Source organism: Limimaricola sp. AA108-03 (assembly GCF_050847355.1).
Classification (GTDB): Bacteria; Pseudomonadota; Alphaproteobacteria; order Rhodobacterales; family Rhodobacteraceae; genus Limimaricola.
This window is the reverse complement of sequence record NZ_CP193755.1, coordinates 289627-303473: the sequence shown is the minus strand read 5'-3', so window position 1 is coordinate 303473 and position 13847 is coordinate 289627. Positions and strand designations below refer to the sequence as shown.

The 13847-nt window shown below is 67.7% G+C and carries 18 protein-coding genes; 8 read left to right on the top strand and 10 right to left on the bottom strand.

The genetic code is table 11. From position 1 onward, the window contains the following. Positions 1-15: 15 nt before the first annotated feature. Complete coding sequence (locus ACRAQ3_RS01610) at positions 16-1023, top strand: mechanosensitive ion channel family protein (protein ID WP_432255419.1); 1008 nt, start codon at positions 16-18, stop codon at positions 1021-1023. A 48-nt stretch (positions 1024-1071) separates the two neighbouring features. Here ACRAQ3_RS01610 and ACRAQ3_RS01605 read toward each other — a convergent pair whose 3' ends face one another. Further along, positions 1072-1437 carry an HIT domain-containing protein gene (locus tag ACRAQ3_RS01605; protein ID WP_432255418.1) on the bottom strand — a complete coding sequence of 122 codons (366 nt, stop codon included), beginning with the start codon at positions 1435-1437 and terminating at the stop codon, positions 1072-1074. Positions 1438-1447: 10 nt separating this feature from the next. Beyond that, on the bottom strand, positions 1448-3019 hold the full coding sequence (locus ACRAQ3_RS01600) for a DUF5928 domain-containing protein (RefSeq protein ID WP_432255417.1): 1572 nt from the start codon (positions 3017-3019) through the stop codon (positions 1448-1450). A gap of 142 nt (positions 3020-3161) precedes the next feature. Here ACRAQ3_RS01600 and ACRAQ3_RS01595 point away from each other — a divergent pair, with 142 nt between their 5' ends. After that, the gene (locus ACRAQ3_RS01595) at positions 3162-3980 is read left to right on the top strand and encodes a sulfotransferase family protein (RefSeq protein WP_432255416.1); all 819 of its coding nucleotides are present in this window, start codon (positions 3162-3164) and stop codon (positions 3978-3980) included. A gap of 45 nt (positions 3981-4025) precedes the next feature. Next, a complete protein-coding gene (locus ACRAQ3_RS01590) occupies positions 4026-4751 on the top strand; it encodes a phosphatase PAP2 family protein (RefSeq protein ID WP_269398546.1) in 726 nt (241 codons plus the stop codon). On the opposite strand, the gene ACRAQ3_RS01585 is transcribed toward ACRAQ3_RS01590, so the two are convergent. Together ACRAQ3_RS01585 and nth are read right to left on the bottom strand one after the other, a co-directional pair. Beyond that, positions 4748-5731, bottom strand: a complete 984-nt coding sequence (locus ACRAQ3_RS01585) for an adenosine kinase (protein ID WP_432255415.1) — start codon at positions 5729-5731, stop codon at positions 4748-4750. The two genes, ACRAQ3_RS01590 and ACRAQ3_RS01585, sit on opposite strands and share 4 nt — an antisense overlap. Continuing rightward, on the bottom strand, positions 5728-6372 hold the full coding sequence (nth, locus tag ACRAQ3_RS01580) for an endonuclease III (protein WP_085896759.1): 645 nt from the start codon (positions 6370-6372) through the stop codon (positions 5728-5730). Before nth ends, ACRAQ3_RS01585 begins: the two co-directional genes overlap by 4 nt. Before the next feature lie 221 nt (positions 6373-6593). Here nth and ACRAQ3_RS01575 point away from each other — a divergent pair, with 221 nt between their 5' ends. The 4 genes from ACRAQ3_RS01575 (at position 6594) to ACRAQ3_RS01560 (ending at position 9421) form a co-directional block, all read left to right on the top strand. Next, on the top strand, positions 6594-7424 hold the full coding sequence (locus ACRAQ3_RS01575; protein ID WP_432255414.1) for a methylated-DNA--[protein]-cysteine S-methyltransferase: 831 nt from the start codon (positions 6594-6596) through the stop codon (positions 7422-7424). Between the two features lie 152 nt (positions 7425-7576). After that, positions 7577-8236 carry an OmpA family protein gene (locus ACRAQ3_RS01570; RefSeq protein ID WP_269398542.1) on the top strand — a complete coding sequence of 220 codons (660 nt, stop codon included), beginning with the start codon at positions 7577-7579 and terminating at the stop codon, positions 8234-8236. Positions 8237-8347: 111 nt separating this feature from the next. Continuing rightward, positions 8348-9121 (top strand): FadR/GntR family transcriptional regulator, encoded by a 774-nt coding sequence (locus ACRAQ3_RS01565; protein ID WP_269398541.1) that lies wholly within the window; start codon positions 8348-8350, stop codon positions 9119-9121. 60 nt (positions 9122-9181) lie between these two features. Continuing rightward, positions 9182-9421, top strand: a complete 240-nt coding sequence (locus ACRAQ3_RS01560; protein ID WP_432255413.1) for a hypothetical protein — start codon at positions 9182-9184, stop codon at positions 9419-9421. A 74-nt stretch (positions 9422-9495) separates the two neighbouring features. On the opposite strand, the gene ACRAQ3_RS01555 is transcribed toward ACRAQ3_RS01560, so the two are convergent. From ACRAQ3_RS01555 to ACRAQ3_RS01535, 5 genes are all read right to left on the bottom strand, one after another. Next, positions 9496-10056 (bottom strand): F0F1 ATP synthase subunit B, encoded by a 561-nt coding sequence (locus ACRAQ3_RS01555; protein ID WP_085896754.1) that lies wholly within the window; start codon positions 10054-10056, stop codon positions 9496-9498. Then, positions 10053-10610 carry a F0F1 ATP synthase subunit B' gene (locus ACRAQ3_RS01550; RefSeq protein WP_269398539.1) on the bottom strand — a complete coding sequence of 186 codons (558 nt, stop codon included), beginning with the start codon at positions 10608-10610 and terminating at the stop codon, positions 10053-10055. The genes ACRAQ3_RS01555 and ACRAQ3_RS01550 overlap by 4 nt, the downstream gene beginning before the upstream one ends. Positions 10611-10686: 76 nt before the next feature. Next, positions 10687-10923 carry a F0F1 ATP synthase subunit C gene (locus tag ACRAQ3_RS01545; RefSeq protein ID WP_085896752.1) on the bottom strand — a complete coding sequence of 79 codons (237 nt, stop codon included), beginning with the start codon at positions 10921-10923 and terminating at the stop codon, positions 10687-10689. Positions 10924-10994: 71 nt separating this feature from the next. Next, the gene (locus tag ACRAQ3_RS01540; protein WP_085896751.1) at positions 10995-11771 is read right to left on the bottom strand and encodes a F0F1 ATP synthase subunit A; all 777 of its coding nucleotides are present in this window, start codon (positions 11769-11771) and stop codon (positions 10995-10997) included. Between the two features lie 4 nt (positions 11772-11775). Further along, positions 11776-12114: an AtpZ/AtpI family protein gene (locus tag ACRAQ3_RS01535; RefSeq protein ID WP_269398538.1), complete on the bottom strand. Its 339-nt coding sequence runs from the start codon at positions 12112-12114 to the stop codon at positions 11776-11778. A 220-nt stretch (positions 12115-12334) separates the two neighbouring features. Between ACRAQ3_RS01535 and ACRAQ3_RS01530 the strand changes: the two genes are divergently transcribed. Further along, positions 12335-12700: an ArsR/SmtB family transcription factor gene (locus ACRAQ3_RS01530; RefSeq protein WP_269398537.1), complete on the top strand. Its 366-nt coding sequence runs from the start codon at positions 12335-12337 to the stop codon at positions 12698-12700. 148 nt (positions 12701-12848) lie between these two features. Here the strand turns inward: ACRAQ3_RS01530 and ACRAQ3_RS01525 are convergent, their stop codons facing one another. Then, the gene (locus tag ACRAQ3_RS01525; RefSeq protein WP_269398536.1) at positions 12849-13724 is read right to left on the bottom strand and encodes a LysR family transcriptional regulator; all 876 of its coding nucleotides are present in this window, start codon (positions 13722-13724) and stop codon (positions 12849-12851) included. Positions 13725-13847 lie beyond the last annotated feature (123 nt).

Genomic DNA, 13847 nt, shown 5'->3' with positions numbered 1-13847 from the left:
GACAGGAGGGACCGCATGGAAGAAGAGACGCAGATCGCCCCGCGCGAAGACATCGACAGCTTCGCCGGTGTCGATGCCGACACCGGCAACATATTCGAAAAGATCGACGCCTGGGCCGACGGCTTCTTCCGGCTGCTGCCGAACATCGCCGTGGCGCTGGTGCTTCTGGTCGTCTTCTGGTTTCTCGCCCGCGGCGTGGCGGCGCTGGTGCGTCGCTCTGGCAGGAAGCGTGGCCGCGACAACCTCGGCGATGTCGGCGCAAGCCTGCTTCGCTGGCTGGTGACGATTCTCGGAATCATGCTCGCCGTCACCATCGTCGCGCCGTCGATCTCGCCAGGCGATCTCTTCGCGGGCCTCGGGATCGGCTCGGTCGCGATCGGCTTCGCCTTCAAGGACATCCTGCAGAACATGCTGGCGGGCATCCTGATCCTGATCCGTCAGCCCTTTGAGGTGGGCGACCAGATCGTCTCGGGCGGTCACGAAGGTACGGTCGAGCGGATCGAGACCCGCGCCACCTTGATCAAGACCTATGACGGCCGCCGCGTGGTGATCCCGAACTCGGACATCTACACCGACGCGGTGGTGGTCAACACCGCCTTCGACAAACGCCGGTCGCAATACGACGTGCTGATCGGCTGCTCGGACGATATCGACGAGGCCTGCAGGATCATGGTCGAGGCTGCGGGCAACTGCGACGGCGTGCTCGCCGATCCCGCGCCCGAGGCGATCCCGTGGGGCATGGACGCCGACGGCAACACGATCCGCCTGCGCTGGTGGACCCAGCCGGCGCGCGCCGAAGTGGTGCATGTCTGGGGTCGGGTGATCCGCGACACCTACAACGCGCTGAACGAGAAGGGCGTCGATCTGCCCTACCCGACCCGGATGGTCCTGTTTCACGACCAGACCGAGGCGACCGACGGCGACCGCACCGCCCAGCGCGAGGGCTGGCCCGCCAAGGGCGAGAGCCCCGAGCCGCGCCGCATCGCCGATGCGATCCGCGCCGCCGCCTCGCAAAAGGCCTGAGCTCCATCGCGCCTTCCCGAACTCGGCGCGGCGACGCCCTGCCCGGTCTCAGCCGCGCTCCAGCATCCGGCCCAATGGCCGACCGCCGAGGATGTGCACGTGGAAATGCGGCACCTCCTGCACGCCATGGGCGCGGGCGTTGGAGATCGCGCGGAAGCCGGCCTCGACATCCGCCTCCTCGCAGATCCGTGCCACCGCACGGGTGAAGTCGAGGATCTCCGCGTCCGAGGCGTCGCGCGCGAAGTGGTCGTAGCTGACATAGGGCCCCTTCGGGATCACCAGCACATGCACCGGCGCCTGCGGCGCGATGTCCTCGAAGGCAAGCGTGTGCTCGGTTTCGAGCACGGTCTTGTTGGGAATCTCGCCGCGCAGGATCTTCGCGAAGATGTTCTGGTCGTCATAGTCGAAGCGCATCGCTTCCTCCTCAGTCGTCGAACAAGTGCGGCGTCCGCACGATATCCAGCGCAGTATCCGCCGGGATGTCGAGAAACGCCTGCAACGCCTTCGCGTTGTCCTCTGCGGGCGCGCCCTCGACAAGCCGGTAATGCCGCGCGATGCCCGCCTCGCCCAAGGCGCGGCTCTCGCCATCGAACTGCCGGCGCAGCGTCGGGATCAGCAGATCGAGCCCCGCCGCGTCGGTATCCGCCAGCTTCAGGCGCTGCGCGTGCAGGCGCAGATAGGCGTCGTCGATCCGCGTCGCGATCTCGAGAACGCGCAGATCGGTGCGATCTTCCGTAAGGTCTTGGATCAGGTCGAGACGGCAGGGATCGATACAGAACGCCAGCCGCGCCAGGTCCTGCGCCTCGAACAACACTCGCAGCATCGCCCGGGGATGCCGCGACCGCTTGACAAGGCCGCGCTCGAAGCCGCCCAGCGGAGGCAGCGCCGCCGCCTCCTCGTCGAAGACGTAGTCGAACACGGCGGGATCGCCCTGCTGCCTGATCATGCCCACCAGCCGCTTGGCCACGTGCCGCTTATGCGCGACGATCAGCAAAAGCTCGCGCCCGGCCCCGACCCTGCCGCCGACCTCCCACGCCCGTGGCCCGTATCTTTCCCCGATCCGGCCGCGCCCGGTCAGGTAGTCATGCAGCCGCCGCCCGTCGCCGCCGCGGGGATAATCGCGCCGCTGCGATGCCCACAGATCCGAAAGCCGCGCCCGCAGCCGCGTCGCGCCGGGGCTGATCTTGCGTGCAAAGAGCGCGTTCTGGGCCAGCAGCATGTCGTGATGCTCGTCGTGGAAGCTCGCGGGCATGCCGTAATCGGTGAAGGCGAGAAAGGTCGGGCTGCGCGACCGGATCTCTTCGCGGGGCACGAGGTGGCGCACCAGCGTCTGGAACAGCGTCTCGTCGGGGATCCAGCTCCAGCGGAACAGCCGCCGCAGATCGGGCCGCTCGTTCAGCAGACGCAGCACTGTCTCCACCGTGGCCCGGCGCAGGCACCACCATTGCGAGCCGATCATCGGCCGGATGTCGGCAGGCAGCCGGCGGCGCAGCCCCAGCCGCCGCTGCAGGCCGAGGCTGGCATAGAACAACCCCTTGCGTTCGCGCTCATTGAAGAGATGCCAGCGCGTCAGCCGCTCCTCCTGCATGCCGGTCTTGATCCAGCCGCCGTCGAAGAAGTCGACGCTCTCGATCCAGTCGACGTCGTCGCGCGCCAACAGCTCATGCGCATGGGCCGCGGACTTGATCGCCATGCAATCGCCCGAGAGCAGGTAGAAATGCGTGGCATCGGAAAACCGCGCGAGCGCGAGGCGCAGTGCCGAGATGGTGGCGGCGACGAGGCTCCAGCCGCCCCAGCCGCAGCGTCGGCGCCGTTCGACCAGCGCCACGCCGGGTTCGGCGCGCAACCCGTCCTGCAGGATCCGCCAGGCCTCGGCCGGGGCGCGGGCGTCGAGATGCACCACCACCACGTCGCCCGAGGCGGCGAGCCCGCGCGCTTGTCGGACGACCGCCTCGGGGTCCTTGTGAACCAGCAGGATGAAGGCGATGCGCGTCATGTCCGTTTCCGCTGCGCCACGCGCCGGAACTGGCGGCGGTTTGCGCCTTGATAGCCCGTCCGACCCTCCCCTAAACAGGGCTGCGGGGATTTCGCCGTCCCTTGTGGCGCAGGCGCGCCATCGCAGGCATGGGAGAGCGCGCATGGGGTTTCCGGGCACCTGGATGACCGAGAGCGAAAGCATGGTCTATCGGGTGGTGCCGAAATGCGCCTGCTCGACCATCGGCCAGATCATGTACCGCTCGGATCACGGCCGGTTCTTCGACGGCGACATCCACGACGCGCAGGAGGGACTGCACAAATGGGGCCTCGACCACAGCCGGGGCCCGATTTCCGACAACGTCACCGCGCATAAGAGCCTCGTCTTCAGCTGCGTTCGCAACCCCTATGAGCGCATCCTCTCCTCCTTCTTCGACAAGATCTGCGGCATCCAGCGCAACGGGCGACGCTATCGCGGCAATCTCGTCCCGAAGCTGATGGAGACATACGGGGTCGAGGTGGGCGATCCCGACACCGGCTTCGAGTTCGACCAGATCCGCAGCTTTCGCCGCTTCCTGCTCTTCGTGCGCGACACGATCCGCTTCAACAGGCCGATGGACCCCGACATCCACTGGTCGGCGATGTCAGGCCATGTCTCGACCCTGATCAAGGGGGGCGGACGTTACGACGTGATCCTGCATGTCGAGGATTTCGAGGCCGGCATGGCCGGGGTTCTGGCACGCGCGCCGCTGCGCCATCCGGTGGATCTCGGCGCGATGCCGCGTTTCAACGAAAGCGAAGGGCATGGGCCCAGGCGCGCCCACCCGGTCGAGGCGTTCTTCGACGACCTGTCGATGCATCTCGTGCAGGAAGTCTATGGCCGCGACTTCGAGCTATTTGGCTATGACATCGACGACCCGTCCCGGCGTGCGCCGCGGCGCGAGATCGATCTCGACGCGGTGCATGCGAAGCTCGGCGCATGAGGCGGCTCCGGAACCCTGCCCCGGCCCCGTTGTTGAGGGAACGACATGCCTGATCCCGCTGCCACAGACATCCCCGCCCGGCTGCGGCGCCGTCCCGAATTGTGGATGGTGCTGCTGTTTCTCGTGTCGCTGGCCGCGCTGGGCTTCTTCCTGCTCGCCGGGGAGGTGGTCGAGGGCGATACGGCGGCATTCGACGAGGCGATCCTGCTGGCGCTGCGCAACCCGGCCGATCTGAGCGATCCGATCGGCTCGCACTGGGTCGAGGAGATGGCGCGCGACATGACGGCGCTGGGCGGCGTGGCCTGGCTGAGCCTGCTGACGGCCGGCGTGGCGGGGTATCTCGCGCTGTCGCGCCATACCCGCACCATGTGGTTTCTGCTGATCGCGATCGGCAGCGGCACGCTGCTGAGCCGTACCGCCAAGATCTTCTTCGAGCGTGCCCGCCCCGACCTCGTGCCGCATGGCTCCTACGTCTACACGGCGAGTTTTCCCTCAGGGCACACCATGCTTTCGGCGGTGACCTATCTGACGCTCGCGGTGATGCTGTCCCGGCTCGAGCCGCGCCGCATCATCAAGGTCTACATCATGACCTGCGCGATCATCCTGACCGGGCTCGTCGGTGCCAGCCGGGTCTATCTCGGGGTGCATTGGCCCACCGACGTGATCGCCGGCTGGACCGCTGGCGCGGGCTGGGCCGTGCTGTGCCTTCTGATCGCGCAATGGCTGCAGCGCCGGGGCCAGATCGAGCCCGCGGAAGACGCCAAGGACTAGAGCAGTCCGGCCTGCGCGAAGAGCGCCTTGAGATCGGCCTCGGGTCGCGCTCCGAAATGCGAGATCACCTCGGCGGCGGCGACGCAGCCCATGCGTCCCGCCGTCTCCAGATCCCGGTCCGTGGCGATACCGTAGAGGAATCCGGCAGCGAACAGGTCCCCCGCCCCGGTGGCATCGACCGGCGTCACCTTGCGCACCGGGACCACGACGCGTTCCTCGCCCCGGATCAGCACCACATCCGCACCGGAACGGGTGCAGACCACGAGCCGGCACTCGGCCGCGGCGCGGGTCAGCGCCTCGTCGAGGCGGCATTCGTAGAGGCTTTCCCATTCATGCTCGTTGCCGATGACGAAATCGAGCTCGCGCACCAGCTTCTGGAAGTCGGCCCGGTGCCGGTCGGCACAGAATGGGTCCGACAGCGCGATCCCGGCCATGCCACCGCCCTGCTGGGCCAGCCGCGCCGCGCGTTCGAAGGCCTGCTTGCCCTTGGGCTTGTCGTAGAGATACCCCTCGAGATAAAGCAGTCCCGCTTGGCCCGCCACCGTATCGGAGACGTCGTCGGGCCCGAGCTCGGCGGAGATGCCGAGATAGGTGTTCATCGAACGCTCGCCATCCGGGCTCACGAAGATCATCGAGCGCGAGGTCGGCAGCTCGCCGCCCGAAACCGGCGGATTGGGAAAGCGGGTGCCCCCCTCCTCCATGCTCGCGGCATAGAAGCGGCCCAGAGCATCGTCGCGCACCCGTCCGATGAAGCTCGTCTCGAGCCCGAGATTGCCCAAGCCCGCCAGCGTGTTGGCGACGGAGCCCCCTGGCGCCTGCCGCCGCTCCTCCATGGCGCCGTAGAGCATTTCGCCGCGCTCGCGCTCGACCAGCTGCATGATGCCCTTCTCGATGCCCATCAGGTCGAGAAAGCTGTCATCGGCCTGCGCAAAGACGTCGACGATGGCGTTGCCGATGCCGAGGATGCGGGGAATGCTCATGCGGTCTTCTCCTCGAAGAGACAGTATTCGCGGATCGGGCAGGCCGGGCATTTGGGCTTGCGCGCCACGCAGATGTAGCGCCCGTGCAGGATCAGCCAGTGATGCGCATGGCCCTGCCAGCGCGCGGGCACGTGGTCCTCGATGCCGCGCTCGACCGCGTCGACATCCTTGCCGGGCGCGATGCCGGTGCGGTTGCAGACGCGGAAGATATGCGTGTCGACCGCCTGCGCCGGATGCTTCCACCACATGTTGAGCACGACATTTGCGGTCTTGCGGCCGACGCCCGGCAGCGACACCAGCGCGGCCCGCGACGAGGGCACCTCGCCGCCAAACCGCTCGACGAGGATCTCGCTCATCCGGATCACGTTCTTGGCCTTGTTGCGGTAAAGGCCGATCGTCTTGATGTGCTCGATCAGCCCTTCCTCGCCGAGATCGAGCATCTTTTGCGGCGTATCGGCGATTTCGAAGAGCTTCCGGGTGGCCTTGTTCACCCCCACATCGGTGGCCTGCGCCGAAAGCGCGACGGCGACGAGCAGCGTGTAGGCGTTGACATGCTCGAGCTCGCCCTTGGGCTCGGGCTCGGCGGCATGCAGGCGGGCGAAGATCGCGTCGATCTCGTGATAGTCGAGCTGTCGGGTCATCAAGCCTCTATGCCCGGCCAAAGACGCGCTCACAAGGCCGCCGCCTTGAGGGTCGATCACGGGCGCCATGCGTATTTGCAGAAAGATGAACCAAGGACGCGCGCCGCCCCCTTCAACTTTCCCCAAAAACGCAGGGCCTGCCGCCTTGGTCACACGCGCGGTTCGGCCGGATGCGCAGCTTCCGGGTCGCGCGGCCGTCGACGGCGGCCTATTCTCGGCCCATGGACCAGACCCATTCATATCATTACGGCGTCATGCGCCGCGCGATCGAGGCGATCGACGCCGCGCCCGCCCCGCTCGCGCTCGAGGATCTCGCGGCGCGGATGGAAATGTCGCCCGCCCATTTCCAGCGGGTGTTCTCCGCCTGGGTCGGCGTCTCGCCCAAGCGATACCAGCAATATCTGGCGCTCGGACACGCCAAGGCGCTGCTGCGGGCGCGGCGCACGACGCTGGAGACGGCGCAGGAGGTGGGGCTATCCGGCACGGGCCGGCTGCATGACCTGTTCCTGCGCTGGGAAGCGATGAGCCCGGGCGATTACGGCGCCGGCGGCGCCGGCCTCGACATCCGTTATGGCAACTTCGACAGCCCGTTCGGGCCGGTCGTCGCCATGGGCACGGAGCGCGGCCTTTGCGGCCTCGGCTTCGCCGCCGAGACCGGGGCGGAGGCGACCCTCAGGGACCTGTGCGACCGCTGGCCCGCCGCGCGGTTCTCGGAGGCGCCGCATGCCATCGCGCCTTGGGTCGAGGCGGCCTTTGCGGGCCGGGGCGAAGCGCGGGTCGCGCTCATCGGCGCCCCCTTCGCGATCAAGGTCTGGCAGGCGCTGCTCGAGGTGCCTTCGGGCCACGTCACCACCTATTCCGATATCGCCGCGCGGATCGGCGCGCCCCGCGCCATCCGCGCCGCCGCGACGGCGGTCGGGCGCAACCCGGTCTCGTGGCTCATCCCCTGCCACCGGGCGCTGCGCAAATCGGGCGAGCTGGGGGGCTATCACTGGGGTTTGCCGGTGAAGCGGGCGATGCTGGCATGGGAGGCCGCGCGGGGCGAGGCATGATGCCCGCGCGCAACAGCCGGTTTGGTTCCCGAAAAGGCTGGAACCTGCCTATCAAGGCTACGTTATTGCATAGCAGCCGCACGCGGCCTCTATCAAACCGGGACAGGCGCGGGCATCACTCCCCGCGCGACTCGCAAGAATTGGATAAACCGATGATCACCAAGCTTCCCCTCGCGCTCGTCACCGTGTCGGCCCTTGCCGTGGCCGCTTGCCAGCCCGTCACTCCGAACAACCCCGACCCGAACGCCAACACCCGCCGCGGTGCCCTCGTCGGTGCCGGTCTCGGCGCGGCCGTGGGCGCGCTGACCGCCGATGACAGCGACGAGCGGCTGCGCCGCGCCGCCGTCGGTGCGGCCCTTGGCGGTGCCGCCGGTGCCGGTACCGGTGCCCTGCTCGACCGTCAGGAAGCCGAACTGCGCAACCAGCTCGGCTCGAATGTGGGCATCGTCAACACCGGCGAGCAGCTGGTCGTGACCCTGCCGCAGGACATCCTGTTCGCCACCGACAGCGCCCAGCTGACTGGATCGCTGCAATCCGACCTGCGCGCCATCGCGGGGTCGCTCAACAACTATCCCAACACCACGGTCAACGTGGTGGGCCATGCCGACAACACCGGTTCGGCCGCGTACAACCAGCAGCTCTCCGAGCGCCGCGCCCAGGCCGTCGCCTCGGTGCTGACCTCGGCCGGCGTCTCGCCGTCGCGCGTCCGCGCCATCGGCCGCGGCGAGGACCAGCCCATCGCCTCGAACCTGAGCCCCGAGGGCCGTCGCCAGAACCGCCGGGTCGAGATCATCATCACCCCGAACAGCTGATCCGCATCACACCGGACAGGATCGGGCCGCCCTTCGGGGGCGGCCCCTTTTTATTTTCGGTTGAGCCGCGCCGCACGCGGTAATAGAAATTTACCAATCGCGGAGCAAACCATGCCTTTCAAGCCGATCCAGCCCGAAAAGCTTTCGCATGGCGTGGTGCGCCAGATCGAGGAGTTGGTGCTGCGCGGCATATTGCGCCCCGGCGACCGGCTGCCGCCCGAGCGCGAACTGGCCGAGCGGCTGGGCGTATCGCGGCCGAGCCTGCGCGAGGCGCTTGCCGAGTTGCAGACACGCGGCTTGGTGGAGACCCGGGCCGGTGCCGGCGTCTATGTCTCGAACGTCATCGGCTCGGCCTTTTCCCCCGCCCTCGTGCGGCTCTTCGCCACCCATGAGGAAGCGGTATCGGACATGGTCGCGTTCCGGCGCGACATCGAGGGGCTGGCGGCGGAGCGCGCGGCCAAGCTCGGCTCCGACAGCGACCTCGCGGTGATCGGCGCGGTCTTCGCGCGGATGGAAGCGGCGCAATCCAAGCCCACCGCCGATGCCGAGGCAGAGGCCGCGCTCGACGCCGAGTTCCACCTCGCCATCGTCGAGGCGAGCCACAACGTCGTCATGCTGCACATGATGCGCTCGATCTACGACCTGCTGCGCGAGGGCGTGTTCTACAACCGCCAAGTCATGTTCCGCCAGCGCATCACGCGGGCCTCGGTGCTGGAACAGCACCGAGCGATCAACGAGGCGCTGCAGGCGCGCGATCCCGCCGCCGCCCGCGCCGCCGTCGCGGCGCATCTCGACTACGTGCAGGGCGCCTTGAGCGATCAGCGGCAGGCCGATCGTCACGAGGAGATCGCGCGGCGACGGCTCAGCCGCGAGACCGGCCGCTGAGGCGCGACGCAAGACCCGATCCGTGCTAGGATCGCGTATCGCACCACAGGAGGATACGCGATGACACGACTTCTGGCCGCGGCCTGCGCCGCGCTCCTGACGGCCTCCACGGCGATGGCCGGGCCCGGCGGCTGCGGCGATCGGCACAATGTCACCGCCGACGCCGCGCAGGACCGCTCCCTCCCCGAAAGCAGCGAGATGGCCTCGGCCTCCCCCGTCGAGCCCCCCGCCCCCTCGATCGATCTTCTGGCGCTGCTGGACGGCGCGCTTCCGAGCGAGGCCGCGAGCACTCCGCGCTGAGGCGAACAACCTGAAAGCGGAAAGGCCCGGTCGCTGTCGCGGCCGGGCCTTTCGGTGTCGTCTCGACGATCCGGTCAGTGCAGCTTGGCGCCCACCGTCTGGATCGACTCGTCGATCATCTTGTCGGCGCGCTGGGCGGTCATCTGCTCGGCGATGACCTGGCGCGCGGCAGCCACGGCCACGGCCACGGCTTGGTCGCGGACCTCCTTGACGGCCTTGTCCTGAGCCGACTGGATCTGTTCCTCGGCGGCGGTCAGGCGGCGCTGGATCGACTTCGCGATATCGACCTTGGCCTGCTCGGCCGAGCGGTTGGCCTCTTCGCGCGCGTTCGACACGATGCGGTCGGCCTGGGTCTGCACGTCCTTCTGCTTGCGCTCGTAGGAGGCCAGCAGCGACTGCGCTTCCTCGCGAAGCCCGCGGGCCTCGTCGAGTTCGGCGCGGATGCCGTCGGCCCGCTTGTCGAGCAGCTTGCCCACTTCGCGCGGAACGCGGAAGTAAAGGAGCACGCCGACGAAGAGCAGGAACGCCAGCAGCACGATGAAGTCGGTGTTGCGGAGCGAGAAGAACGGCCCCGTCGCGGCCATCGCCGGGGCGGCGGTCAGGCTCAGGGCCAGGGTTGCGAGAACGAGTTTCATGCGCGCTCTCCCAGCTTGGCGTCGACCGCGGCATCGACCTTCGCGGCATCGGCATCGGCGCCGAAGGCGGCGACGATCTCGCGGGCGACGTCGCGGGCGACCTCGCTCACGTTGCGCGCGGCGCTTTCGCGGATCTCGTCGATCGCCGCCTGGCTTTCGGCGGTCTTCGCGGCGATCTGCGCATCGGCCTTTTCGATCTCGGCGTCGAGATCGGCCTGGATCTGCGCCTTGGTCTCGGCGACGATCCGGTTGGCCTCGGCTCGCGCATCGGCCAACGCCTTGTCATAGGCGGTCTCGGCCTCACGGGCGCGATGCCGCAGCTCCTCGGCGGCGGCGATGTCGTTGGTGATCGTGCCCGCGCGCTCGGCCAGCACCGCGCCGATGCGCGGCAGGGCAAAGCGGGACAGGACGAAATAGATCACGCCGAGCGTGACCAGGAGCCAGAAAATCTGGTTCGGGAAGCTGGAGACGTCGAGCTGGGGCATGCCCGGCCCAGCGGCTTCGGCTCCGTGCACCGCCAGTGCTTCTTCGGCGGTAATGGTTTCGGTCGCCACGGCGTCCTCCATCGAGCCCTAAGGAAATGGCGGCGCGGGAATTCCCGCGCCGCCGGTCAGGAGATCGAGGTCTGGATCAGACCGCGAACATCAGCAGCAGGGCGACGAGGAACGAGAAGATCCCGAGCGCTTCGGCGAAGGCCAGGCCGATGAACAGCGTGGCGGTCTGCGAGGCAGCAGCCGAGGGGTTGCGCAGCGCGCCGCCCAGGTAGTTCGCCGCGACCGAGCCCACACCGATGGCCGCGAGGCCCGAGCCGATGGCCGCGAGGCCGGCGCCGATGAACTGACCGAATTGTGCGATATCGCCTTCCATGGGGGTATCTCCTGATTTGGAATTGCGTGTTTGGTGAAGGGTGAACCGACCTCGGCGGATCGCGCCCCGTCTCAGTGCGACGGGTGCAGCGCGTCCTTGAGGTAGATGCAGGTGAGGATGGTGAACACGTAGGCCTGAATGCCGGCCACGAGCACTTCGAGCCCATAGATCGCGGTGATCGCCACGACCGAGAGCGGCGACAGCGCGGCGATGGCGGCAAAGCCCGCGAACACCTTGATCATCGCGTGACCGGCGACGAGGTTGCCGGCGAGACGGATGGAGTGGCTGACCGGGCGCACGAAATACGAGATCACCTCGATGATCGCGATGACCGGGCGCAGGAAGAGCGGCGCTTCCTTCATCCAGAACAGCCCGAGGAAAGCCATGCCGTTCTTCACGAAGCCGATCACGGTGACGGTGATGAACACGCCGAGCGCCAGCACCGCGGTGACGGCGATGTGCGAGGTGGGCGTGAAGGCCAGCGGCAGCAGCCCGAGATAGTTCGAGAACAGGATGAACAGGAACAGCGTCATGATCCAGGGGAAGTACTTGAGGCCTTCCTTGCCGGTGACGTCCTCGACCATCTTGTAGACGAAGCCATAGACCAGCTCGGCGGCCGACTGGACCCGGCTCGGGATCACGGCGCGACCGCGGGTGCCGATCACCAGCAGCCCGATCACGCAAAGCGCGGCCATCGCCATCCAGAAGGTGGCGTTGGAGATCGTGTACCAGGACACCGGGTCGCCGATCTCGCCGAAGAGCGGCTTGATCTCGAACTGGTCGAACGGGTGGAACACCAGACCGCCCGGCTCTTCACCCTCGACCAACGCCACCGCTTCTGTCGCCATTCTCTCAGCCCTCGTCGTCGCCGGCCTGATCGGCCTGCTGTTTAACCTGCAGTTCCTTGGCCGTGCGCAGCATCGTCTTCACGCCCGCCGCGAGGCCCAGGAATATGAACGGGATCAGGAAGATCGGCATGGTCCCGAAAAGGGTGTCCAAGCCGTACCCGATCCCGAAGCCGATCCCGAGACCGGCCACAAGCTCGATCACCATCCGCCAGGCGACCTGTGCCTGGCTGTAATGGCTCTCCTGATGAGCGGCTTCCTCTGGCTTGCCCTTCAGCTTCGCGAGACGCTCTTCCAGCGCGCGCAACCGCGCTTCGTGATCGTCGTCGTCTTGGCTGTCGGACACTCCGGGTCGGCCCCCTCATCGGTCGAGGAGGGTGCTATAGCGCGGGGCCGGTTTGGTCAAGCAGGCGAAATCCACGAGGGATAGCGAAGCTATGCCCTGTGTTTGCTGGATATTCTCGGAAACTTGCCGCGCGGGACGAGGCGCCAGCGCCATGGGAGCAGTGGTTGCGACATTCAACCGCGCGGTTGACGTTTGCCCCGGCGCGGGGTCAGGTCGCGCCATGGCCGCATCTCTCGATCTTGTCTTTTCCGCTCTTGCCGACCCGACGCGGCGCGCGATCCTCGCGCTGCTGCTCGAGGATGACATGGCGGTAACCGACGTGGCGGAGCCGTTCGAGATGTCGCTCGCGGCGATCTCGAAGCATCTGGGGGTTCTGGCAGAGGCGGGGCTGATCTCGCGCGACCGCCGGGGCCGCGTGACCTGGTGCCAGCTGGAGCCGGACGGGCTGCGCGAGGCCTCGGTCTGGATGCAGGGGTTCGGGCAGATGGAAGGCATCGATCTCGACGCCTTCGAGAGGTTCCTCGCACGGGAACTGGGGGCGTCCGCCGCGCCGGGTTCCGAAGACCCGGCCGCGGCGGAGGGTTGATCTCAGACCAGGCCGATCAACGAGAGAACGGCGATGACGACGACGACGAGACCGATGATGTAGATGATGTTGCGCATGGCTGCCCTTCAGGATGAATTAAGTAAGAAGCTGTCGGGCCAACGCCGCGCTCACGAAATCGTTCCTCGACCTAGCTCCAGCTTTTCGCGCGGTCCTTCAAAGCCTTGAGAAAGGCCTGCACCTTGGGCGTCCGGTGCAGGTCCACATGGGTGACGACCCAGATCGGCACCTCCCATTCCGGCAGCGGCCCATGAATGATTTCCAGATCGTCGCGCGTCTGCGCCTCGTGCAGCGGCACGAAGCCCAGGCCCGCCCCGGCCAGCACCGCGTCGCGCTGGTTGCGCTCGCCGAAGGCGCGAAAGGCGATCCGGTCGAGCGGCACTGTCTCGCGCAGCCAGCGATAGAAGGGGGCGCGGCTTTCGAGGTCGTCGGAGCACACGAAACGGTGCTCGGCCAGATCCTCAACCCCGCGCGGCAGGCCATGGCGCGCGATGTAGCTGCGCGAGGCCACCAGCACGACCTGCATCCGCAGCAGCGGCTGCACCACGTTGTCGGGCTGGTCCGGCGCGGCGCCGGCGCGGATCGCGACATGCGCCTCGCCATATTCGAGCCGGAACAGCCGGGTGCCGGTGAGCAGCCGCACGATCACGGACGGGTACTCGGCCTGGAAGTCGATCAGCAGCGGCGTCACCAGATCGGCCAGGGTATCGAGCGTGGTCACCGCCAACTCGCCCTCGACGCCGTCGCCCTGCCCCTTGAGACGACTGACCAGCTGCGCGAACTGGTCGTCCGTGGCCTGCGCCACCTGCAAGAGGTCGCGCCCCGCCTCGGTCGCGGTGTAGCCGCGCGGGTGGCGCTGGAACAGCTTCACGCCGAGCCGCGTCTCGAGCGCGTCGACATGGCGGATCACCGTCGCATGATGCACGCCCAGCACGTCGGCGGCGCCCGAGACCGTGCCCATGCGGGCCACGTGAAAGGCGGTGCGGATTTCGTCCCAGTTGTCCATGCGGCTCTCCTCGGGGGTGGGACCCTCTTCTAGGATGCATTTCCGCCGCCTCCAAGCGACTCCCGCCTCTTGACCGGAAGCGCGATCCGCCGTAATTGCGAGCCCCAAACCCGGAAGCTCAGG